At 70.3% G+C, this 19,752-nt stretch carries 18 protein-coding genes; 8 read left to right on the top strand and 10 right to left on the bottom strand.

The window, feature by feature from the left end:
- Positions 1-4: 4 nt before the first annotated feature.
- Genes JOM49_RS36760 through JOM49_RS36750 form a run of 3 tightly spaced genes read right to left on the bottom strand, consistent with a single transcriptional unit; the run spans position 5 to position 3,204 of the window.
- A complete protein-coding gene (locus JOM49_RS36760) occupies positions 5-1,180 on the bottom strand; it encodes a thiolase family protein (protein WP_209668729.1) in 1,176 nt (391 codons plus the stop codon).
- Position 1,181: 1 nt separating this feature from the next.
- Positions 1,182-2,237, bottom strand: a complete 1,056-nt coding sequence (locus JOM49_RS36755; RefSeq protein ID WP_209668728.1) for a thiolase family protein — start codon at positions 2,235-2,237, stop codon at positions 1,182-1,184.
- 10 nt (positions 2,238-2,247) lie between these two features.
- Positions 2,248-3,204 carry a Zn-ribbon domain-containing OB-fold protein gene (locus JOM49_RS36750; RefSeq protein ID WP_209672051.1) on the bottom strand — a complete coding sequence of 319 codons (957 nt, stop codon included), beginning with the start codon at positions 3,202-3,204 and terminating at the stop codon, positions 2,248-2,250.
- Between the two features lie 112 nt (positions 3,205-3,316).
- On the opposite strand from JOM49_RS36750, the gene JOM49_RS36745 reads away from it, so the two are divergent.
- Complete coding sequence (locus tag JOM49_RS36745; protein WP_209668727.1) at positions 3,317-4,852, top strand: acyl-CoA synthetase; 1,536 nt, start codon at positions 3,317-3,319, stop codon at positions 4,850-4,852.
- On the opposite strand, the gene JOM49_RS36740 is transcribed toward JOM49_RS36745, so the two are convergent.
- The gene (locus JOM49_RS36740; protein WP_209668726.1) at positions 4,822-5,781 is read right to left on the bottom strand and encodes a methyltransferase; all 960 of its coding nucleotides are present in this window, start codon (positions 5,779-5,781) and stop codon (positions 4,822-4,824) included. The genes JOM49_RS36745 and JOM49_RS36740 overlap by 31 nt on opposite strands.
- Before the next feature lie 272 nt (positions 5,782-6,053).
- Positions 6,054-6,845 (bottom strand): crotonase/enoyl-CoA hydratase family protein, encoded by a 792-nt coding sequence (locus tag JOM49_RS36735; RefSeq protein WP_209668725.1) that lies wholly within the window; start codon positions 6,843-6,845, stop codon positions 6,054-6,056.
- A gap of 57 nt (positions 6,846-6,902) precedes the next feature.
- On the opposite strand from JOM49_RS36735, the gene JOM49_RS36730 reads away from it, so the two are divergent.
- The gene (locus JOM49_RS36730; RefSeq protein ID WP_209668724.1) at positions 6,903-8,564 is read left to right on the top strand and encodes an acyl-CoA synthetase; all 1,662 of its coding nucleotides are present in this window, start codon (positions 6,903-6,905) and stop codon (positions 8,562-8,564) included.
- Positions 8,564-9,670 (top strand): NAD(P)H-dependent flavin oxidoreductase, encoded by a 1,107-nt coding sequence (locus tag JOM49_RS36725; RefSeq protein WP_209668723.1) that lies wholly within the window; start codon positions 8,564-8,566, stop codon positions 9,668-9,670. The genes JOM49_RS36730 and JOM49_RS36725 overlap by 1 nt, the downstream gene beginning before the upstream one ends.
- On the opposite strand, the gene JOM49_RS36720 is transcribed toward JOM49_RS36725, so the two are convergent.
- Positions 9,631-10,782, bottom strand: coding sequence for an APC family permease (locus JOM49_RS36720; RefSeq protein WP_209672049.1), 1,152 nt, complete (start codon positions 10,780-10,782; stop codon positions 9,631-9,633). The two genes, JOM49_RS36725 and JOM49_RS36720, sit on opposite strands and share 40 nt — an antisense overlap.
- Before the next feature lie 335 nt (positions 10,783-11,117).
- Between JOM49_RS36720 and JOM49_RS36715 the strand changes: the two genes are divergently transcribed.
- The gene (locus JOM49_RS36715; protein WP_245369597.1) at positions 11,118-11,477 is read left to right on the top strand and encodes a hypothetical protein; all 360 of its coding nucleotides are present in this window, start codon (positions 11,118-11,120) and stop codon (positions 11,475-11,477) included.
- A gap of 102 nt (positions 11,478-11,579) precedes the next feature.
- The gene (locus JOM49_RS36710) at positions 11,580-12,017 is read left to right on the top strand and encodes an SRPBCC family protein (RefSeq protein ID WP_209668721.1); all 438 of its coding nucleotides are present in this window, start codon (positions 11,580-11,582) and stop codon (positions 12,015-12,017) included.
- A 258-nt stretch (positions 12,018-12,275) separates the two neighbouring features.
- Here JOM49_RS36710 and JOM49_RS36705 read toward each other — a convergent pair whose 3' ends face one another.
- The 4 genes from JOM49_RS36705 to JOM49_RS36690 all read right to left on the bottom strand — a co-directional run bounded on the left by JOM49_RS36705 (position 12,276) and on the right by JOM49_RS36690 (position 17,549).
- Complete coding sequence (locus JOM49_RS36705) at positions 12,276-13,958, bottom strand: fumarate hydratase (protein WP_372444165.1); 1,683 nt, start codon at positions 13,956-13,958, stop codon at positions 12,276-12,278.
- A 269-nt stretch (positions 13,959-14,227) separates the two neighbouring features.
- The gene (locus tag JOM49_RS36700) at positions 14,228-15,304 is read right to left on the bottom strand and encodes a sigma-70 family RNA polymerase sigma factor (RefSeq protein ID WP_209668720.1); all 1,077 of its coding nucleotides are present in this window, start codon (positions 15,302-15,304) and stop codon (positions 14,228-14,230) included.
- A 281-nt stretch (positions 15,305-15,585) separates the two neighbouring features.
- Positions 15,586-16,011 (bottom strand): D-aminoacyl-tRNA deacylase, encoded by a 426-nt coding sequence (gene dtd / locus JOM49_RS36695; protein WP_209668719.1) that lies wholly within the window; start codon positions 16,009-16,011, stop codon positions 15,586-15,588.
- Positions 16,008-17,549 (bottom strand): DUF7782 domain-containing protein, encoded by a 1,542-nt coding sequence (locus JOM49_RS36690; protein ID WP_209668718.1) that lies wholly within the window; start codon positions 17,547-17,549, stop codon positions 16,008-16,010. Before JOM49_RS36690 ends, dtd begins: the two co-directional genes overlap by 4 nt.
- Here JOM49_RS36690 and JOM49_RS36685 point away from each other — a divergent pair.
- Genes JOM49_RS36685 through JOM49_RS36675 form a run of 3 tightly spaced genes read left to right on the top strand, consistent with a single transcriptional unit; the run spans position 17,548 to position 19,720 of the window.
- The gene (locus JOM49_RS36685) at positions 17,548-18,108 is read left to right on the top strand and encodes a hypothetical protein (RefSeq protein WP_209668717.1); all 561 of its coding nucleotides are present in this window, start codon (positions 17,548-17,550) and stop codon (positions 18,106-18,108) included. The genes JOM49_RS36690 and JOM49_RS36685 overlap by 2 nt on opposite strands.
- Positions 18,105-19,385 carry an amidohydrolase gene (locus JOM49_RS36680; RefSeq protein ID WP_209668716.1) on the top strand — a complete coding sequence of 427 codons (1,281 nt, stop codon included), beginning with the start codon at positions 18,105-18,107 and terminating at the stop codon, positions 19,383-19,385. Before JOM49_RS36685 ends, JOM49_RS36680 begins: the two co-directional genes overlap by 4 nt.
- Positions 19,385-19,720: a DUF3099 domain-containing protein gene (locus tag JOM49_RS36675; RefSeq protein WP_209672045.1), complete on the top strand. Its 336-nt coding sequence runs from the start codon at positions 19,385-19,387 to the stop codon at positions 19,718-19,720. Before JOM49_RS36680 ends, JOM49_RS36675 begins: the two co-directional genes overlap by 1 nt.
- The last annotated feature ends 32 nt before the right edge of the window (positions 19,721-19,752 follow it).

Here is a 19,752-nt window from a genome sequence, read left to right as displayed (position 1 = left end):
CAGATTAGTCACCCGGTTTGCGCGATCCCACCACCCACATGGAGAAATATTGGGAGCCGCCACCGTAGGCGTGCCCGAGCGCGATCCGGGCGCCGTCGACCTGGTGGTCCCCGGCGCGGCCCATCACCTGGCGGGCCGCTTCGGCGAAGCGCAGCATGCCGGACGCGCCGATCGGATTGGACGAAAGGACCCCACCGGAGGGGTTCACCGGCAACCGGCCACCGAGCGCGGTTTCCCCGGCCTCGGTCAGCTTCCAGCCCTCGCCCGCCTCGGCGAAGCCCAGGTTCTCCAGCCACATCGGCTCGAACCAGGAGAACGGCACGTAGATCTCCGCGGCGTCCACTTCGGACAGCGGGTCGGTGATGCCGGCGTCGCGCCACAGCGCCGCCGCGGCGTCCCGGCCGGCCTGCGGGCTGACCTGGTCACGACCGGCGAAGGTGGTCGGCTCGGTGCGCATCGCGGTGGCGTGGATCCACGCGGCACCACCGGGAACCGCGTCCCCGGCCGCCTCGTCGCCGAGCACCATGGCGCAGGCGCCGTCGGAGGACGGGCAGGTCTCGTCGTAGCGGATCGGGTCCCAGAGCATCTTCGACGCCCGCACCGATTCCACGGTGATGTCCGGCTGACGCAGGTGCGCGTGCGGGTTCAGCGCGCCGTTGCGCCGGTCCTTCGCCGCGACCACCGCGCCGATCTCCTCGGGCGCGCCGGAACGCCGGATGTAGGACCGCACGTGCGGCGCGAAGTACCCGCCCGCCCCGGCACCCACCGGCATCTGGAACGGCGGCAGGATCGACAGGCCCCACATCGCGTTGGACTCGGACTGCTTCTCGAAGGCCACGGTGAGCACCCGCCGGTGCACGCCCGCCTGCACCAGGCTGGCCGCCACCAGCGCGGTCGAACCGCCGACCGACCCGGCGGTGTGCACGCGCAGCAGCGGTTTCCCGTTGGCGCCCAGCGCGTCGGCCAAGAACAGCTCGGGCATCATCACGCCCTCGAACAGGTCCGGGGCCTTGCCCAGCACCACCGCGTCGATGTCGGCCCAGCCGACCTCGGCGTCGGCCATCGCGCGGTCGATCGCCTCGCGCAGCAGGCCCGGCATGGACACGTCGAGGCGCTTGGCGCGGTGGTGCGTCTGCCCGGTGCCGAGCACCGCGGCCGGTCGCTTGGCCTGGGAAGTCATGTCAGTCCCGCCTTTCGAGCACGGCGACCAGGTTCTGTTGCAGGGCGGGGCCACTGGTGGCGTGCGCGAGCGTCCGCCGGGCGGTGCCCGCGAGGATGCGCTTGGCCGCCTCGCCGATCCGGGCCAGCCCGGCGGCGAACATCGGGTTCCCGGTGAGCACCCCGCCGGACGGGTTGATCCGGACGCCGGCGCCCAGGCCGAGTTCCCGCCGGAGGATGAGTTCCTGATGGGTGAAGGGGGCGTGCAGTTCCGCCACCTCCACACCTTCGGCACCCGCCGCCCTGCCCGCGGCCGCGGTGCTGGGGGAGCGGGTCAGGTCACGGCCGCCGAGCTCCGGCGAGTCGACCCGGTGCTCGATCCCGGTGATCACCGCGGGTCGTTCGACGAGGTCGCGGGCGCGGTCCTCGGCGGCCAGCACCACCACCGCGGCGCCGTCGGTGACCGGCGCGATGTCGTGCCGCCGCAACGGATCGGCCACCATCGGTGTGTCCAGCAGCTCGGCCACCCCGGCCGAACCGGAGAACTGGGCGAACGGGTTGCCCGCCGCGTCGGCCCGGCTGCGCGCGGCGACCTCGGCCAGGTCCTTTTCGGACCACAGGCCCGCGTCGAGGCCGCACCGGGCCTGGAGTGCGGCGATGCTGATCGAATCCGGCCACAGCGGCGCGGTGAAGTACGGGTCGAGCTGGAGCGCGAGCACCCGGCGCAACTGGCCCGCCGAGGACTTGCCGAACCCGTAGACGAGCGCGGTGTCCACCTCGCCCATCCGGATCTTCAGCCAGGCCTCGTAGAACGCCCACGCGGCGTCCATCTCGACGTGTGATTCGTGGATCGGCGGGAAGGCACCGAGCGCGTCCACCGCGGCGATGAACGAGAAGGCGCGCCCGGCCACGTAGTCCGACGAGCCGGAGCACCAAAACCCGATGTCCCGTTTGGACAGTCCGGTCTGCTGGTAGGCCTCGGCGAGCAGCGGCACCAGCATCTCCACCCCGTTGGTGGTGCCCGGGGTCTCCCGCACGTTCGGCGCCTGGGCGAAGCCGATCACGGCGACATCTGGCATGTGTGCGTCCCTACAGGTGATGGGCGAAGGATTCGTACGGCGCGTCCGGTTTCCCGGTCGGCTCGAAGTGCGCGATGTTCTCCAGCGAGGTGGTCCACTCCTCGCGCGGCCGCCACGAGGCACGCACGCGCATGCCCATCCGCACGTCCGCGGCGTCGCAGCCGAGGATCAGGTGCAGGAAGGCGATGTCGGCGCCGTCGATGAGGATGTAGGCGGTGACGTACGGCGGTTTGATGCGCTGGCCGAGGAACGGCACGTTCACCACGCAGAAGGTGGTGATGATGCCGGTGTCCGGCAGTTCCACCTCGTCGGTGGTCGGCACGCCGTCGGTCGGGCAGGCGCCGCGCGGTGGCAGGTAGACCTTGTGGCACACCGGGCAGCGCTGGCCGAGCAGCTTGCCCTGGGCGAGTCCGCGCAGGTACCGGCTTTCCTCGGGAGACGCCGAATGCCGGTACTTCAGGTGCACGGGCGTGATCACCACGCCGACCGGGGCACCTTCCTCGCGTTCGGCGACCGGCGGGGGCGGCGAAGTCGGGCCGTCGTCGGCATCCTCGGTCTCCACGGGCCGGAAGTACGCGATGTCCCGGATGTGCCCGACGGTTTCGTCGGCCCAGCGGACCTTCACCCGCATGCCGGTGCGCATCCGCTCCGGGCCGGGGACGTCCACGGCGTGCAGCATCGCGGTGTCGGCGCCGTCGAGCCGGATCAGGGCCCAGGCGAACGCACGGGTCAGTGGTTGCCCGTCCAGCGGTTCCGCCATCCAGGTCCACGACTGCACGGTGCCTTCGTCGCCGACTTCGACGAACTCCGTCAGCGCTTCGGCGGTGTGCGGGTCGTATTCGACCGGGGGCACGTGGACCCGGCCGTCGCTGCCGCGGACGCCTTCGATCCGGCGCGCCGCGAGGCCGTTGACGAACCTGCCCAGCACCGGGCCGACCGAACGGGTGTAGTCGAACCCGATGTTCATCGGGGCCGACAGTGGGGCTTCGCTCACGCTCACGAGCAGAAGTGAAACACGTTCTCGAAATCTCGGCAACGGGGCACTTGCCCGCAAGTGGAACACGTTCTAGATTCGGCCTATGAGCCTGGGTCTGTGGAACATCGCCGAAGCCGAGGGCGACCGCACGGCGGTGGTCGAGCCGGATGGCACCGAGGTCACCTACGGGGAGCTGGCGGCGAAGGCGAACGCCTACGCGAACGGCCTGCGCGAGCTGGGCCTGGACACCGGCGACGTGGTGGTGGTGCTGGAGCCCAACGGCGCCGAGCTGGTGGCGGCCTACTTCGCCGCGATCCAGACCGGGCTCTACATCGTCGTGGTCAACTGGCACCTGATCGGGCCCGAGATCGCCTACATCCTCACCGACAGCGGGGCGAAGGCCTTCCTCGCGCACGAGCGGTTCGCCGAGGTGGCCGTCGCGGCCGCCGACGAGGCGGGCATCCCGGCCGGCGCGCGGTTCGCGGTCGGGGCCGTCGACGGCTTCCGGCCGATCGAGGACCTCGCCGCTTCACCCGACCGGCCCGAGGCGCGCACGGCCGGGTCGCCGATGCTGTACACCTCCGGCACCACCGGGCGGCCCAAGGGCGTCCGGCGTCCGCTGACCGGCGCCGATCCCGACGAGGTGCCCGCCGCGTCCACCTGGTTCTTCGGCATCTTCGGACTCAAGCCCGGCGACGGGCACGTGCACCTGTGCGGATCGCCGCTGTACCACACCGCGGTGCTCAACTTCGTGGCGATTTCCCTGCAGCTGAGCCATTCCGCGGTGCTGATGGACCGCTGGGACCCGGCCGAGATGCTGCGGCTGATCGAGCGGTACCGGGTGACGCACAGCCACATGGTGCCGACGCAGTTCCGGCGGCTGCTCGCGCTGCCGGACCGCGAACACTACGACGTGTCCTCGCTGCGGTGCATGATCCACGGCGCCGCGCCGTGCCCGCCCGAGGTGAAGCGGCAGATGCTGGACTGGTGGGGGCCGGTGGTCACCGAGTACTACGCGGCCACCGAGGGCGGCGGCACCGCGATCAACGGCGAGGAGTGGCTGCGCAAACCGGGCTCGGTGGGCAAGCCGTGGCCGGGTTCCACGATCAAGGTGCTCGACGAGGACGGCAAGGAGCTGCCCACCGGCGAGATCGGCACCGTCTACATGCGCATGGGCGACTCGAAGTTCGAGTACCACAAGGACCGCGAGAAGACCGAGCGCGCGCGGGTCGGTGACCTGTTCACCCTCGGCGACGTCGGCCACCTCGACGAGGACGGGTACCTGTACCTGCACGACCGCCGGAACGACATGATCATCTCGGGTGGGGTGAACATCTACCCGGCCGAGATCGAGGGTGAGCTGGTGATGCACCCGAAGGTGGCGGACGTGGCCGTGTTCGGCGTGCCGCACGACGACTGGGGCGAGGAGATCAAGGCCGTCGTGCAGCCCGCCGAAGGCGTCTCCGGCGACCCGGCGCTGACCGCCGAGCTGCTGGAGTTCGCCGCTTCCCGGCTGGCGAAGTTCAAGCTGCCGAAGAGCGTGGACTACCTGCCGGAGCTGCCGCGCGATCCGAACGGCAAGCTGTACAAGCGAAAGCTGCGCGATCCCTACTGGGCGGGCCGCGAACGCGCCATCTGAAGCCGCCAGAGCGAGGTGGTCTCGTCCTCGCGGGCCCGTCGGTGTCGTGGCCGGGTGTCCAGCCGGTCCACCACTTCGAGCCCGGCTCGGCCGATGCTCTCGAGCAGGCTTTCACGGGTGCGCAGGCCCAGGTGCTCGGCCAGGTCGGAAAGGATGAGCCAGCCTTCGCCGGCCGGGGTCAGGTGTTGCGGCAGCTGGTCCAGGAAGCGGTCGAGCATGTCGCTGTCGAAGATGCCGAGTTCCAGTTCGGAATGCGCGCGGCCGGGAACCCACGGCGGATTGCACACGACCAGATCCGCTTGCCCGGCCGGGAAAAGATCGCGCTCCTGCACTTCGACGCGGTAGCCGAGCCTGCTCAGGTTCTCGTGGGCGCAGACGCAGGCGCGCGGGTTCACGTCGGTGGCGATCACGGTCCGGGCGCCGCGGCGGGCGAGGATCGCGGCGAGCACGCCGGTCCCGGTGCCGATGTCGAACGCGGTGAACCCTTCCGGCACGGGTGCCTCGGCGACGAGGTCCAGGTACTCCTGGCGGATCGGCGCGAACACCCCGTAGTGCGGGTGGATCTTCGCGCCGAGCACCGGCACGTCGACGCCCTTGATACGCCATTCGTGCGCGCCGATGACGCCGAGCAGCTCACGCAGGGGGATCGCCTTCGGCTCGGTGGAGGTACCGAAGGCCTCGGTGCACGCCGCCCGCACGTCGGGGGCGCGGCGCAGGGGCACGGTGTAGTCGGCGTCCAGCGGGATGAGCAGCATCTTCAGCAGCGGCACGTCACGCGTGCGACGGCCGATGGCGTGCAGCAGCTGGCGGGCGCCGTGGAAATCGCCCTGCCACAGCACCGGGCGGCCACGGCGGAAGTGCCGCAGGGCGGTGTCGGCGCGCAGGGCGTCGTCCGCGCGGACGGCCCGCGCGGGAAGCTCGGAAAGCACTTCGGCTCCTCATGATCAGACGGTTCGTCGAACGCGCAGATCACTTCGACGCGAGGAGCGGGGGAGGGTTCAGCTGCTCCGGCGCCGAAGTGGGAGCCGGACGTCACCGAGGACCATGCCCATGTTCATCAGAGGAACCCTCGCACGCGGCACCGCCCCGGGGCAACCGACTTACGCGGCGGCGGATGTCACAAATGTGGCTTTGGGGGCCGAATCCGCCCCCAAAGCCACATTTGTGTCCCTGAACCGATCACGTAAGCCAGGCGGGGGGCTTACCTGCCCCGGAACTCCGGGCGCCGCTTTTCGGCGAAGGCTCGTGGGCCTTCCTTGGCGTCTTCGCTGGTGAAGACCGCGGCGCCCAGTTGCGACTCGATCTTGAACGCCTCTTCCTCCGGCATGCCTTCGGTGTCGCGGATCGTCCGCAGAATCGCCTGTACCGCGAGCGGGCCGTTCGCGGCGATCGTCGCGGCCGTCTCCAAAGCGGCGTCGAGGGCGGTGCCGTCGGGCACCACCCGTCCGATCAGCCCGATCTCCTTGGCTTCGGCCGCCTTCAGGTGGCGTCCGGTCAGCAGAATCTCGGCCGCCACGGTGTACGGGATCTGCCGCGGCAGCCGGACCGCCGAGCCGCCCATCGGGAACAGGCCCCAACGCGCCTCGGAGACCCCGAACTTGGCGCTTTCCCCGGCGATCCGGATGTCGGTGGCTTGCAGGATCTCCGTGCCGCCGGCGATCGCGGGTCCTTCCACCGCGGCGATCAACGGCTTGCTGAGCCGCCGTCCCTTCAGCAGGCCGGGGATGCGGCTCGGGTCCCAGGTGCCGCGTTCGTAGGCGTCGCCCGGCGAGTTCCGCGCCATCGACTTGAGGTCCGCGCCCGCGCAGAACGCGCCGCCCGCGCCGGTGAGCACGCAGCAGCGGATGCCGTCGTCCTCGTCGACCCGGTCCCACGCCTCGGTCATGATCGCCATCATTTCCCCGGTGATGGCGTTGCGCGCGGCCGGCCGGTTCATCGTGACGACCAGCGTGTGGTCCCGCTGCTCGACCAGTGCGTGGGGGGTCTCGGTCATGCGTCGTTCCTCCTCGGTACCATTGCCCAAAACGATAACATGTTCTAGTTTGGCCTGGTGGCACTCAACATCGCAGATCTGCTCGAGCACGCCGTCGACGCCGTGCCGGACCGCACCGCGGTCGTCTGCGGCGATCGGCAGGTCACGTTCGCCGAACTTGAGGAGCGCGCCAACCGGCTGGCGCACCACCTCGCGGGGCGCGGCGTGGGAGCGAATTCCCACGTCGGCGTCTATTCCCGGAACTCCATCGAGGCCCTCGAGGCGATGATCGCCGCGTACAAGCTGCGCGCCATCGCGATCAACGTCAACTACCGCTATGTCCACAGTGAACTGAAGTACCTGTTCGGCAACGCCGATCTGGTGGCGCTCGTACACGAACGGCGGTATGCCGACAAGGTGGCGGCCGTACTGCCGGAATGTCCCGAACTGGAACACGTTGTCGTTGTCGAAGACGGTTCGGACGCCGATTTCTCCGCATACGGCGGAGTCCCGTACGAAACGGCGCTGGCGGAGAACTCCCCGGAGCGCGATTTCGGCGACCGCAGCGAGGACGACCTCTACATCCTCTACACCGGCGGCACCACCGGCTACCCCAAGGGCGTGCTGTGGCGCCACGAGGACATCTGGCGCGCGCTCGGCGGCGGAATCAACTTCGTCACCGGCGAGTACGTCAAGGACGAGTGGCAGCTCGCCGAAGAGGGCAAGGCGGGCAGCCTGGTGCGCCTCCCGGCCGCGCCGCTGATCCACGGCGCCGCGCAGTGGGCCGCGTTCGGCGCGCTGTTCACCGGCAGCCCGGTGGTCTTCGTGCCGCGGTTCGACGCGCACGAGATCTGGAAGGCCGTGCAGCAGCACCGCGTCCAGGTGCTCACCATCGTCGGTGACGCGATGGCCCGGCCGCTGATCGAGGCCTACCGCGAGGGCGGCTACGACGCCTCCTCGCTGGTGGCGCTGTCCAGTCATGCGGCGCTGTTCTCGCAGAGCGTCAAGCAGGAGTTCCTGGAGACCTTCCCGAACCTGGTGGTCACCGACGCGATCGGCTCGTCGGAGAGCGGGTTCACCGGTATCGGCATGGTGGCCAAGGGCAGCGACCACAGCGCCGGGCCGCGGGTCAACTTCGGCACGCAGGCCGTCCTGCTCGACGAGGACGACCAGGTGGTCGAGCCGCGGCCGGGCGCGGTCGGGCGGATCGCCCGCCGCGCGCACGTGCCGCTCGGGTACTACAACGACCCCGAGAAGAGCCGCACGATCTTCACCGAGATCGACGGCACGCGCTACGTCATCCCCGGCGACTACGCGCGCTACGAGGACGACGGCACGGTCACGCTGCTCGGCCGCGGTTCGCAGTGCGTCAACACCGGCGGCGAGAAGGTCTACCCGGAGGAGGTCGAGGGCGCGCTGAAATCGCACCCCGACGTCTTCGACGCGCTGGTCATCGGCGTGCCGGACGACCGGCTGGGCCAGCGGGTCGCCGCGGTGGTGCAGGCGCGCGCCGGGCGCACGCTGGACCTGGCCGCGCTGGACGCCCACGTCCGGCAGGAGGTCGCCGGGTACAAGGTGCCGCGCACGGTGTGGCTCGCCGAGGAGATCGGGCGCTCGCCGAGCGGCAAACCCGACTACCCGTGGGCCCAGAAGTACGCGGCCGAACACGAACCCGAGAAGGCCACCGGCCCCGAAAGCACAGTGACAGGACAGGCAGGACAGGCAGGACAGGCGGGCTGATGCGCACAGATCTCTGCGACACCTTCGGCATCGAGCACCCGATCTTCGCGTTCACCCCGTCGGAGCACGTGGCCGCCGCGGTGACCAACGCGGGCGGGCTCGGCGTGCTGGGGTGCGTCCGGTTCAACGACGCCGACGAGCTCGACCGCGTGCTGGACTGGATGGACGAGAACACCGGCGGCCGCCCGTACGGGGTGGACATCGTGATGCCGGCGAAGATCCCGGACGAGGGCAGCTCGATCGACCTCGGCAAGCTCATCCCGCCGGAGCACCGCGAGTTCGTCGACCGCACGCTGGCGCAGCTCGGGGTGCCCGAGCTGCCCGGCGGCGCGGACGAGCGCGAAGGCGTGCTCGGTTGGCTGCACTCGGTGGCGCGGTCGCACGTCGAGGTCGCGCTGCGGCACCCGATCAAGCTGATCGCCAACGCGCTCGGCTCACCGCCGGTGGACGTGATCGAGCAGGTGCACCGGCACGGGGTGCCGGTGGCGGCGCTGGCAGGCAAGGCTGAGCACGCCGTGCGGCACGTAGACAATGGCGTGGACCTGGTGGTGGCGCAGGGTTACGAGGCCGGTGGGCACACCGGGGAGATCGCCTCGATGGTGTTGCTGCCGGAGATCGCCGACGCGGTCGGTGACCGCGTGCCGGTGCTGGCCGCCGGTGGCATCGGCTCGGGCAGGCAGGTCGCCGCCGCGCTGGCGCTGGGCGCTTCCGGGGTGTGGATGGGCTCGATGTGGCTCACCACCGAGGAATACCTCCAGACCATGGCGGAATCCGAGGCCATGCAACGGGCACTGGTGGCGGCGAAATCCTCCGACACCGTGCGCACCCGCATCTACACCGGCAAACCGGCGCGCCTGCTGAAGACGCGCTGGACCGAGGCGTGGACCGCGCCGGACGCGCCCGACCCGCTGCCGATGCCGTTGCAGAACCTGCTGGTTTCCCACGCACACAACCGGATCCACGCGGCGGGGGACCCGAGCGTGGTGTCCATGCCGGTCGGCCAGATCGTCGGCCGGATGAACCAGGTGCGCCCGGTGGCCGAGATCATCGGGGAACTGGTGCGCGACTACGCGGCCGCACTGTCCCGTTTGGACAAGACGAGGTAGGCGAGCGCGCCGAGGGCCAGCACGCCGGTCCCGGCGAGCACGGAGGTGAGCGGGAGGCTGAACGCGAGCACCACGCAGCCGGCGAAGCCGAGGCCGCCGATCACGCGGCCGAGGGTGAACGCGCTCGCGTTCGCGATGGCGTAGTAGACGAGCACGGCGAACGACGAGAAGCCGATCGCCGAGCGCAGGTCGGCCACCGCGGCGAGCGCGGCGACCACCACGCCGACGGCGAGCTCGGCGCGGTGCGGCACGCCGAACTTCGGGTGCACGGCGGCGAGCCCACGCGGCAGGTGGCCGTCGCGGGCCATCGCCAGCGTGGTCCGCGAGACGCCGAGCACCAGCGCGAGCAGGGCGCCGAGCGCGGCGATCGACGCGCTGACCCGCACCACCGGGGACAACCAGCCCGGCGAGGCTTGCGCGACGGGATCGGTGGACGCGGCGAGCGCGGCCGGTCCGAGCTGCAGGAGCAGCGCCACGGCCAGCACCGCGTAGACGACCAGCGTGATGCCCAGCGCCAGCGGGATGGCGCGCGGCAGCGTGCGCGCGGGGTCGCGGACCTCCTCGCCGAGCGTCGCGATGCGCGCGTACCCGGCGAAGGCGAAGAACAGCAGCCCGGCGGCTTCGAGCACCCCGCTGGTGCCCGGCCGCAGGTTCGCCGGCTGGGGATCGCCCACCGCGAAGATCGTGACGACCACGGCCGCGAGCACGGTCAGCGTGATCGACACGATCACCCGCATGGCCACAGTGGACCGTTGCACGCCGCGGTAGTTGAGCGCGGTCACCGCCAGTACGACCGCTGCCGCCAGCGCGCCCCGCCACGGCTGCCCCAGGCCAGGGGCGGCGTAACTGACCACGGCGATGGCCATGGCCGCGCAGCTCGCCGTCTTGCCGATGATGAAGCCCCAGCCCGCCAGGTAGCCCCAGAACTCGCCGAGGCGCTCACGGCCGTAGACGTACGTGCCGCCCGAGGCGGGGTAGCGCGCGGCCAGGCGGGCGGAGGAGGTCGCGTTGCAGTAGGCGACCACGGCGGCGACCGCGAGCCCGAGCAGCAGGCCAGAGCCCGCGGCACCGGCCGCGGGGGCGAACGCCACGAACACCCCGGCACCGATCATCGAACCGAGCCCGATGACCACGGCGTCGCCGGTACCGAGCCGGCGCGTCAGGCTTTCGCTCACGTGCACACCCTACGGAATCGACCGGGTGCCGGGGGAGCTGTTCCCCGAGGTCGGGGTGCGGAACCAGGGGGCGTGCAACCCCATCGTGGATCCGTTCCGTCTACTGGGGCATGAGGTACTCAGCGAAGATGGTTGGTGTAGGTGTCCTGCTGTTCGCCGGTACGGCTTGCGCCAGCCCACAGAATGCCAGTCAGCCCGCCGCCGCGCCGCCGCCCGTGGCGAGCGCGCCCGCCGACCAAATCGCTCCGGGTGAGCCGCAGCCGGCGCCGCCGGTGAGCAAGGCGCCCGGCGGGGCCGAACCCGCGGAACCGGGCAATCCGGATGCGGGGACCAAGATCCCGGAGCAGAAGATCGACGCGGCCAAGCTCCCGGAGGGCTTCCCGAAGGAAGTCGCCATGGTGCAGAACGGGAAGGTGCTCTCGATCGGCGCGCAGGAGGGCGGCTGCGGCAAGGCCAGCCTGGAACTGAAGGAGCAGAGCGCCGACAAGGTCGTGGTCAACGTCGTCGAGACCGAGCCCGGTGGCAACGTCGCGTGCACAATGGACATTCGCTACCCGACGCTGACCGTCGAGCTGGAGCAGCCGCTCGGCGAGCGGACCGTGGTGCTGGAGCACGAGCAGCGCAAGAAGTAACCCTTTTCGGAGACCACCTGGTGCGAGTGGCCGGGAACATGTCGGGGCGTGTTCCCGGCCACAACCCTGTCGTGGGCCGGAAACGGCCCTAGGGTGTTGGCCATGGGACAACGACAGGTCTCGTCCACCCGGACGATCGCCACCACCCCGGAGAAGATCTTCGAACTGCTCGCGGACCCGGCCAAGCACCCGCTGCTCGACGGGTCCGGCTCGGTACTCGCCGCGCAGAACGGTGGCCCCGAACGGCTTTCCCTCGGCGCCAAGTTCGGGATGGACATGAAGATGGGGCCCTCGTACAAGATCCTCAACACCGTGGTCGAGTTCGAGGAAGGGCGCCTGATCGCCTGGCGTCACTTCAACGGCCACCGCTGGCGCTGGGCGCTCACCCCGCTCGAGGACGGCCGCACGCAGGTCACCGAGACCTTCGACTGGTCGACCGCGCGCGTGCCGCTGCTGATCTCGCTCAGCCCGTTCCCGAAGCGCAACAAGGTGGGCATCGAGAAGTCGCTGGCTCGGCTTGCGGAGATGTTCCCTGGTTGATGGGTGGGGCCCGCCCCGGTTTTTGATTGTGACTACGGCGGGGGCACCGATGTCAAGGCGGGAAAGATGCCTTGACATCGGTGCCCCCGCCGTGTTTTTGGCTGTGGACCGGGGTGGGGTGGGGGGTCTGGGCGGGGTCTTCGGTGGGGTGCCCGGGTCTTGGTTGTGCGAGTGGTGGCGGGGTGAGTGATGGACACAAATGTGGCTTTCGGGGCGGAATCGGCCCCGAAAGCCACATTTGTGTCCGGTGGCCGCCGGTCAGCTGCGGAAGGAGATTTGCAGCACGGGTTCCGAGGTCTCGGCGAAGAAGTCGTTTCCCTTGTCGTCGATCACGATGAACGCGGGGAAGTCCTCCACCTCGATCTTCCACACGGCTTCCATGCCGAGCTCGGCGTACTCGAGTACTTCGACCTTCTTGATGCAGTCCTGCGCGAGCCGGGCCGCCGGGCCGCCGATCGAGCCGAGGTAGAAGCCGCCGTGGGCCCGGCACGCGGCGGTGACCTTCGCCGACCGGTTGCCCTTGGCCAGCATCACCAGCGAACCGCCTGCCGCCTGGAACTGTTCGACGTAGGAGTCCATCCGCCCGGCCGTGGTCGGGCCGAACGAACCCGAGGCGTAACCGTCCGGTGTCTTGGCCGGGCCGGCGTAGTACACCGGGTGGTCCCGCAGGTACTGGGGCATTTCCTCACCCGCGTCGAGCCGCTCGGCGATCTTGGCGTGGGCGATGTCCCGCGCCACCACCAGCGGCCCGGTCAGCGACAGCCGGGTCTTCACCGGCAGCGCGGACAGCTGCTCGCGGATCTCGGCCATCGGGCGGTTCAGGTCCACCTCGACCAGCTCACCGGACAGCTCGTCCTCGGTGACCTCCGGCAGGAACCGGGCCGGGTCGCGTTCGAGCTGCTCGATGAACACCCCGTCGGCGGTGATCTTCGCCTTGGCCTGGCGGTCGGCCGAGCAGGACACGGCCACGCCGACCGGGCAGGAGGCGCCGTGGCGCGGCAGCCGGATCACCCGCACGTCGTGGCAGAAGTACTTGCCGCCGAACTGCGCGCCGATGCCGAACTGGCGGGTCATCTCCAGCACCTGCTGCTCGAGGTCCACATCGCGGAACCCGTGGCCCAGCGGGGAACCCTCGGTCGGCAGGTGGTCCAGGTACCGCGCGGACGCGAGCTTGGCCACCTTCAGGTTGTACTCGGCGGAGGTGCCGCCGACCACGATCGCCAGGTGGTACGGCGGGCAGGCCGCGGTCCCCAGGCTGCGCAGCTTCTCGTCCAGGAACTTGGCCAGGCGCTTGGGGTTCAGCACCGCCTTCGTCTCCTGGTAGAGGAAGGTCTTGTTGGCGCTGCCGCCGCCCTTGGCCATGAACAGGAACTCGTACTTCGGTTCGCCGTCCCCGGCGGTGTTGTCCTTGTGGTACAGCTCGACCTGCGCGGGCAGGTTCGTCCCGGTGTTGCGTTCCTCCCAGAAGTTCACCGGCGCCATCTGCGAATACCGCAGGTTCAGCTCCTGGTAGGCGTCGAAGATGCCGCGGGAAAGGGCTTCCTCGTCGTTGCCGCCGGTGAGCACGCGCTCGGTGCGCTTGCCGATCACGATGGCGGTGCCGGTGTCCTGGCACATCGGGAGCACCCCGCCTGCCGAGATGGCCGCGTTGCGCAGCAGGTCCATCGCGACGAAGCGGTCGTTGCCGCTGGCCTCGGGGTCGTCCACGATGGCTCGCAGCTGCGCCAGGTGTGAGGAGCGCAACAGGTGCTGGATGTCGGTGATCGCCGTGCGCGCGAGCTGGGTCAGCGCGGCCGGGTCCACCTCGAGGAACCGCTTCCCGGCGGCCTCGACGACCCGGACACCCTCATCGGTGACCAGGCGGTACTCGGTTTCGGTGTCCTCGCCCAGCGGCAGGACCTCGGTGTGCTGAAAAGTGGTGGTGGCAGGCAGTTCGGGCACTGCGCGGGCTCCCTTGCACGCGGATTTCGGTGCTGGAACCGTACCCCAGCCGCCAGGGCCGGATATGCGGAAGGCCGGGCCCACCCCGACGGACCCGACCTTCCGGGGAACGCGGTGCGATGCCGGAAGCACCCACCGCGAAGCTCATGTGTGGCTCGAACCGAGACGATCGGAAAATCGTGCTCCCGACCGTCTCGTGACGCACGTCATAAGTCAACGCGGCCGAACGGGTGCTTCCCGGGGTGACACTCCGTGTTCTGCCTGGTGGATCAGCTGGCGTAGGCGCGCAGCCGATCCGCCCGCTCGCCCTGGCGGAGCTTGGACATGACCTCGCGCTCGATCTGGCGGACGCGCTCACGGGAGAGCCCGAAGTGCTTGCCGATCTGGTCGAGCGTGCGCGGCTGGCCGTCGTCGAGGCCGTAGCGCAGGCGGATCACGTGCTGCTCGCGGTCGTCCAGGGTGGCCAGGACCCGGCGCATGTCGTCCTGCAGGAGACCGGAGATCACCGCGCTTTCCGCGTCGGTCGCCTCGGAGTCCTCGATGAAGTCGCCCAGCGGGGCGTCCTCCTCGGTACCCACCGGCATGTCCAGGCTTACCGGGTCACGCGCGTGGTCGAGCAGGTCGGAGATCTTGTGCTCGGCGATGCCGGACTCCGCGGCCAGCTCCTCGTTGGTCGCTTCGCGGCCGAGCTGCTGGTGCAGGTCGCGCTTGATCCTGGCCAGCTTGTTCACCTGCTCCACCAGGTGGACCGGGAGCCGGATGGTGCGGCCCTGGTCGGCCATGCCCCTGGTGATGGCCTGGCGGATCCACCAGGTGGCGTAGGTGGAGAACTTGAAGCCCTTGGAGTAGTCGAACTTCTCCACCGCGCGGATCAGGCCCAGGTTGCCCTCCTGGATCAGGTCCAGCAGCGGCATCCCCCGGCCGGTGTAGCGCTTGGCCAGGGAGACCACCAGCCGCAGGTTCGCCTCCAGCAGGTGGTTCTTGGCCACGCCGCCGTCACGCACCAGCGCGCGCAGCTCGGCGCGCCGCTTGGGGGTGAGGTCCGTGGCGGTGTCCAGCATGTGCTGGGCGAACACGCCCGCTTCGATGCGCTTGGCGATCTCGACCTCGTCGGCCGCGGTGAGCAGCGCCGTCTTGCCGATCCCGTTCAGGTAGACCCGGACCAGGTCGGCGGCGGGGCTCTGGGCGTCGAGGTCGGCACCTTCGGCGGTGAACTGCCCCTGTGCGCCCGATGTGCCCGACGAGGTGGCGCTCGAGGAGGAAGTGCCCGTATCGTCGGAAACGGACGTGGGAATCTTGCGCTGGCGAATGCCCCTGGCTTCGCGCTCAAGAGTCTGGACTGACATTTCTGCCTCCCCGGTCACGGGCTGACGTGTGTGGCTGGCGTCACACGCCAACGCTGTGCGTCACGGGACGGGCCTGTGGAACCCGTCTCGTGAGTCCGGCTGGCTGGCCGGACATTCGGTTCAACGCCTCGGTGTCTCGAAACGTTCCCGAGCCGTCGAAGAGAAGACGGCTCCCGGGCACCCGAAGTTGCTCCAGCAAGCCTGAGCTTTTCCTGAGAACGAACGAGTAGCTTTCGCGTGACAGCGGGGAGACAGCCGTACCCAGTGGTCTAGACCTCTTGTCAGACCTCCACCAGAACCGTGAACGGACCGTCGTTCACGCTCCGCACGGACATCATCGCGCCGAAGCTGCCGGTGGCCACGGTGGCGCCGCGTCCACGCAGTTCGGAAACCACCGAATCCACCAGTTTCTCCGCTATTTCCCCACGTGCGGCGTTGAGCCACGACGGGCGCCGCCCCTTGCGCGTCTCGCCGTAAAGGGTGAACTGGCTGACCACGAGCAGTGGCGCGCCGGTGTCCGCACAGGACCGTTCCTCGCGAAGTATGCGAAGTTCGTGCAGTTTTCTGGCCATCGTCGCGGCCTGTTCTTCGGTGTCGTCGGTGCGGATGCCGAGCAGCACCAGCAGGCCCGGTTCGTCGATGGCGCCGACGACCTCGCCCTCGACTGTGACGCTCGCCTCGGTCACCCTGGCGACGACCGCCTTCATCGCCCGGCCCCCGTTCCGGTGACGGGCTGGAGCATGCCGTGGCGGATCAGTTCGCGGACGACGGGCAGCGCGGCTTCGGTCAGCGCTTCCACCGGCTGGTCGTGCGCGAAGGCGAGCAGCTCCAGCAGGTCCTCCAGCGGCAGCGCGCCCCGGCAGCCGGCCAGCAACGCGGTGGCCAGTTCGTCGACCTCGTGCTGCCAGCCGGGCCCGTCGGTGCGGTGCAGGCGCCGGACCGCGGTCTGCCAGCCCTCGTCCGTGGTGGTGTCCACGCGTTCGAGCACCACCGAATCCGGCACGGTGAACCGGGTGTCCAGCAGTTCCGCGTGGTGCTCGCGCAGCCAGTCCACCCGGTCGAGCCAGCCCGCCGCCTCCGCGCCGAGCGGGTCGTCGAACGCCTGGCGCAGGTCCTCGCAGACGACCGTGGGCGTGCCACCGGTCCGGCGCAGGGTGACGAAGCCGAAACCGATGCCCTCGACCCGGTTCTCGGCGAACCAATCGAGCCAGGCACCCGCCTTGGCGCGTCCCTCCGGCGACCTCGGGTCCAGCCCGGCGTCACGCAGCCAGGTGCCGACGTACAGCCCGGGATCGGCCACGTCACGCTGCACGAACCACGCGTCGGTGCCCGCGGGCAGCCAGCGGTGCACCCGATCGGCCCAGTCCTCACCCTCCACGTGCAGCCAGGACGCCAGAAGCTGTCCCACGCCGCCCTCGGTCAGGAACGACGGCAGCTGGCGCACCACGAGCGCGCTGGCGTCGTCCCCGCCGAGCCCGGAGTCGCGGTAGACGTAGTCCACCCGCGGCGGGCCGACCACGAACGGCGGATTGCAGACGATCTGGTCGAACCGGCGGCGGGCCACCGGCGCGAACCACTCACCGCGCGCCAGCTCGACCTCCACCTCGTTCAGCTCGAAGGTGGCCTTGGCCAGTGCCAGTGCGCGCTCGGAAACGTCGGTGGCGGTGATCCGGCCCGCGTGACGGCTCGCGTGCAGCGCCTGCACGCCGTTGCCGGTGCCGAGGTCGAGCAGGCTGCCGACCGGGCGGCGGCTGGTCGCGCGGATCAGGCTGAGCGAGGCGTGGCCGACGCCGAGCACGTGGTCCTCGGAAACCGGACCGCCCAGCACGTCGGAGTCGAGGTCGGAGAGCACCCACCAGGAGCTGTCCTCGTCGCCGTGCGGCCGGAGGTCGAGTGCGGCCCGAATGCCGTCCTGCGTCCGCCGGATGAGTCCGGTTTCCAGCGAGCCGTCCAGCGGCAGCGCGTCCGCGACGGCCTTCTCGGATTCGGTGGAGCCGAGGAGGAACAGCCGGATCAGCGTCCCGAGCGCACCCGCGTCCCGGCTCGCGCGGTAGGCCGGTTCGGGCTCACCGCGGCCGAGCGCGGCGTGCGCGGCACCGCCCAGCGCGTCCACCACGCCGTCGGCGTCGTACCGGGCTTCGCGCAGCGCGTCCCGCAGGCGGGCGCGGAATTCGGGGGAGAACTCGGGAAGATCGCTCACGAGTCGGCATGATCCCACGGGCGGGATGACTATGTTGGGCGCCATGTCTTCGGCACAGGTACCACTTTGGGTGCCGATCCTGGTCGGCCTGCTCGGGGTCGCGGGGGTGGTCACCGCGCAGGTGATCACCACCCTGCGCGAGGAACGGCGGTGGCGTCGTGAACAGCAGCGGGAGGACCTGCGCTGGGAACGGCAGCGGGAGGAACGCACCCACGAGGCCAGGGCGGGGGCCTACGCCGAGCTGATCGGCGTGCTCGAAGCCCTGGACATGATCACCTTCCGGGCCCGGCAGGCGGCCAAGTTCAACAAGCAGGGACTGGCTTCCGACGAGAAGCTGGCCGGGGAGCTGAGGGCTGTCACCTCGGACGCGCAGCGCGCACTCGGACCGGTGAACCTGCACGCGCCGGAGCGGATCCGCGTGAGACTGCAGGAGGCGGTGCTGCCGCGGATGTCCCTGGCGGCCAAGTTGCTGCGGAACGAAGGCGACGACGCGGAGAAGTGGACCAAGGGCCAGCGCGAGTACCGCCTGCTGCGTGCGGAAATGCGCCGTGACCTCGGCCTGGACGCCGAGGACCTGAGCCACCTGGAGGAGAGGGCGGAATGACCGGAGTACTGGACGGCCTGCCGGCGCTGCTGCCGGACCTCGAGGCGCTCTACGTCGATCTGCACCGCCACCCGGAACTGGCCTTCGCCGAGCACAGGACCGCCGGAATCCTGGCGGACCGTCTGGACGCAGCCGGATTCGAAGTGCACCGCGGTATCGGGCAGACCGGCGTGCTGGGTGTGCTGCGCAACGGCCCGGGGCCGGTGGTCATGCTGCGCGCGGACATCGACGCGCTGCCGGTCGAGGAGAAGACCGGACTCGACTACGCGAGCACCGTGCGCGTGACCGGGCCGGACGGGCAGGAGGTGCCCGTGATGCACGCCTGCGGGCACGACATGCACGCCACCTGGCTGACCGGCGCGTCGGCGCTGCTGGCCGGTACGAGGACGGCGTGGTCGGGCACGCTGCTGGTGGTGTTCCAGCCGGCCGAGGAAGCGGGCGGCGGGGCCAGGAGCATGATCGAAGACGGGGTGTTCGACCTGGCCGGGCGCCCGGACGTGGTGCTCGGGCAGCACCTGGTCCCGGGGCCCGCCGGCTGGGTGCTCACCCGGCCCGGCGTGATCATGGCCGCCACCGACGCGCTGCGGATCGTGCTGCACGGGCGCGGCGGGCACGGCTCGCGGCCGGAGACCACGGTCGACCCGGCGGTGCTGGCCGCGTCGGTGGTGCTGCGGTTGCAGACGATCGTGTCGCGGGAGATCTCGGCGAACGAGGCCGCCGTGGTCACCGTCGGGTCGATGCACGTCGGGACCACGCACAACGTGATCGCCGACGACGCGGTCATCGAGGTCAACGTGCGGACGTTCGACGAGACCGTGCGCACGAAGGTGCTGGCCGCGATCGAGCGGATCGTGCACGGCGAGGCCATGGCCGCCGGGGCGCCGAAGCCGCCGGAACTCACCCCGATCGGCAGCTTCCCGGTGACCAGGAACGACGACGCCGCCAACGCGGGGCTCACCGAGGCCTTCCGTGCGCACTTCGGCGGTGACCGGGTGCACGAGGCACCGCTGGTGACCGGCAGCGAGGACTTCGGCGAGTTCGGCGTGGCGGCCGGGGTGCCGTCGGTGTACTGGCTGGTCGGCGGCATGGACACCGAACGGGTGCTGACCGCGATGGCGGCGGGCCGGTTCGAGACCGACATCCCGTCCAACCACTCGCCGCGCTTCGCGCCGGTGCCGCACCCGACGCTGTCGGCGGGGGTCCAGACGCTCGTGGTGGGGGCGCTGCACCGGCTGGCGCCCCCGGCTACCGGCGGAGCGGCCGGAGTGGGAGCATGATGGGGGTTGGAGGTGGTGTGGTGAGCGAACCGCGGGGCACTTCCGAGCCGGTCCTGATCACCGAGGCGCAGCTGTCGTACGAAGAGCAGCACGCCGCCCGGAAGCGCAAGTACATGCTGATGATGGGGCTGCGCTTTCCCTGCATCATCCTGGCCGGGGTTTTCTACCAGACGTGGTGGCTGGCACTGGCCTTCATCGCGCTGTCGGTCCCGCTGCCGTGGGTGGCGGTGCTGATCGCGAACGACCGCCCGCCGCGCAAGGCCGAAGAGGTCAGCCGGTACCAGCGGGAGGCCACGGCCATCGAACAACGGGAACACCGCGTCATCGACGGCTGAGGTCGGCTGAGCAGCCTGGTCAATGCTATGAG

Source organism: Amycolatopsis magusensis, assembly GCF_017875555.1.
Classification (GTDB): Bacteria; Actinomycetota; Actinomycetes; order Mycobacteriales; family Pseudonocardiaceae; genus Amycolatopsis; species Amycolatopsis magusensis.
This window is presented reverse-complemented; position numbering and strand designations above follow the sequence as displayed.

Bases quoted from the DNA above. Each gene is read 5' to 3' on its own strand.
- JOM49_RS36720 (WP_209672049.1), bottom strand. From the start codon at position 10,782: ATGATCGGTGCCGGGGTGTTCGTGGCGTTCGCCCCCGCGGCCGGTGCC.
- JOM49_RS36725 (WP_209668723.1), top strand. From the start codon at position 8,564: ATGCGCACAGATCTCTGCGACACCTTCGGCATCGAGCACCCGATCTTC.
- JOM49_RS36690 (WP_209668718.1), bottom strand. From the start codon at position 17,549: ATGGCGCCCAACATAGTCATCCCGCCCGTGGGATCATGCCGACTCGTG.
- JOM49_RS36760 (WP_209668729.1), bottom strand. From the start codon at position 1,180: ATGACTTCCCAGGCCAAGCGACCGGCCGCGGTGCTCGGCACCGGGCAG.
- JOM49_RS36755 (WP_209668728.1), bottom strand. From the start codon at position 2,237: ATGCCAGATGTCGCCGTGATCGGCTTCGCCCAGGCGCCGAACGTGCGG.
- dtd (WP_209668719.1), bottom strand. From the start codon at position 16,011: ATGAAGGCGGTCGTCGCCAGGGTGACCGAGGCGAGCGTCACAGTCGAG.
- JOM49_RS36735 (WP_209668725.1), bottom strand. From the start codon at position 6,845: ATGACCGAGACCCCCCACGCACTGGTCGAGCAGCGGGACCACACGCTG.
- JOM49_RS36745 (WP_209668727.1), top strand. From the start codon at position 3,317: ATGAGCCTGGGTCTGTGGAACATCGCCGAAGCCGAGGGCGACCGCACG.
- JOM49_RS36680 (WP_209668716.1), top strand. From the start codon at position 18,105: ATGACCGGAGTACTGGACGGCCTGCCGGCGCTGCTGCCGGACCTCGAG.
- JOM49_RS36750 (WP_209672051.1), bottom strand. From the start codon at position 3,204: ATGAACATCGGGTTCGACTACACCCGTTCGGTCGGCCCGGTGCTGGGC.
- JOM49_RS36675 (WP_209672045.1), top strand. From the start codon at position 19,385: ATGGGGGTTGGAGGTGGTGTGGTGAGCGAACCGCGGGGCACTTCCGAG.
- JOM49_RS36710 (WP_209668721.1), top strand. From the start codon at position 11,580: ATGGGACAACGACAGGTCTCGTCCACCCGGACGATCGCCACCACCCCG.
- JOM49_RS36700 (WP_209668720.1), bottom strand. From the start codon at position 15,304: ATGTCAGTCCAGACTCTTGAGCGCGAAGCCAGGGGCATTCGCCAGCGC.
- JOM49_RS36685 (WP_209668717.1), top strand. From the start codon at position 17,548: ATGTCTTCGGCACAGGTACCACTTTGGGTGCCGATCCTGGTCGGCCTG.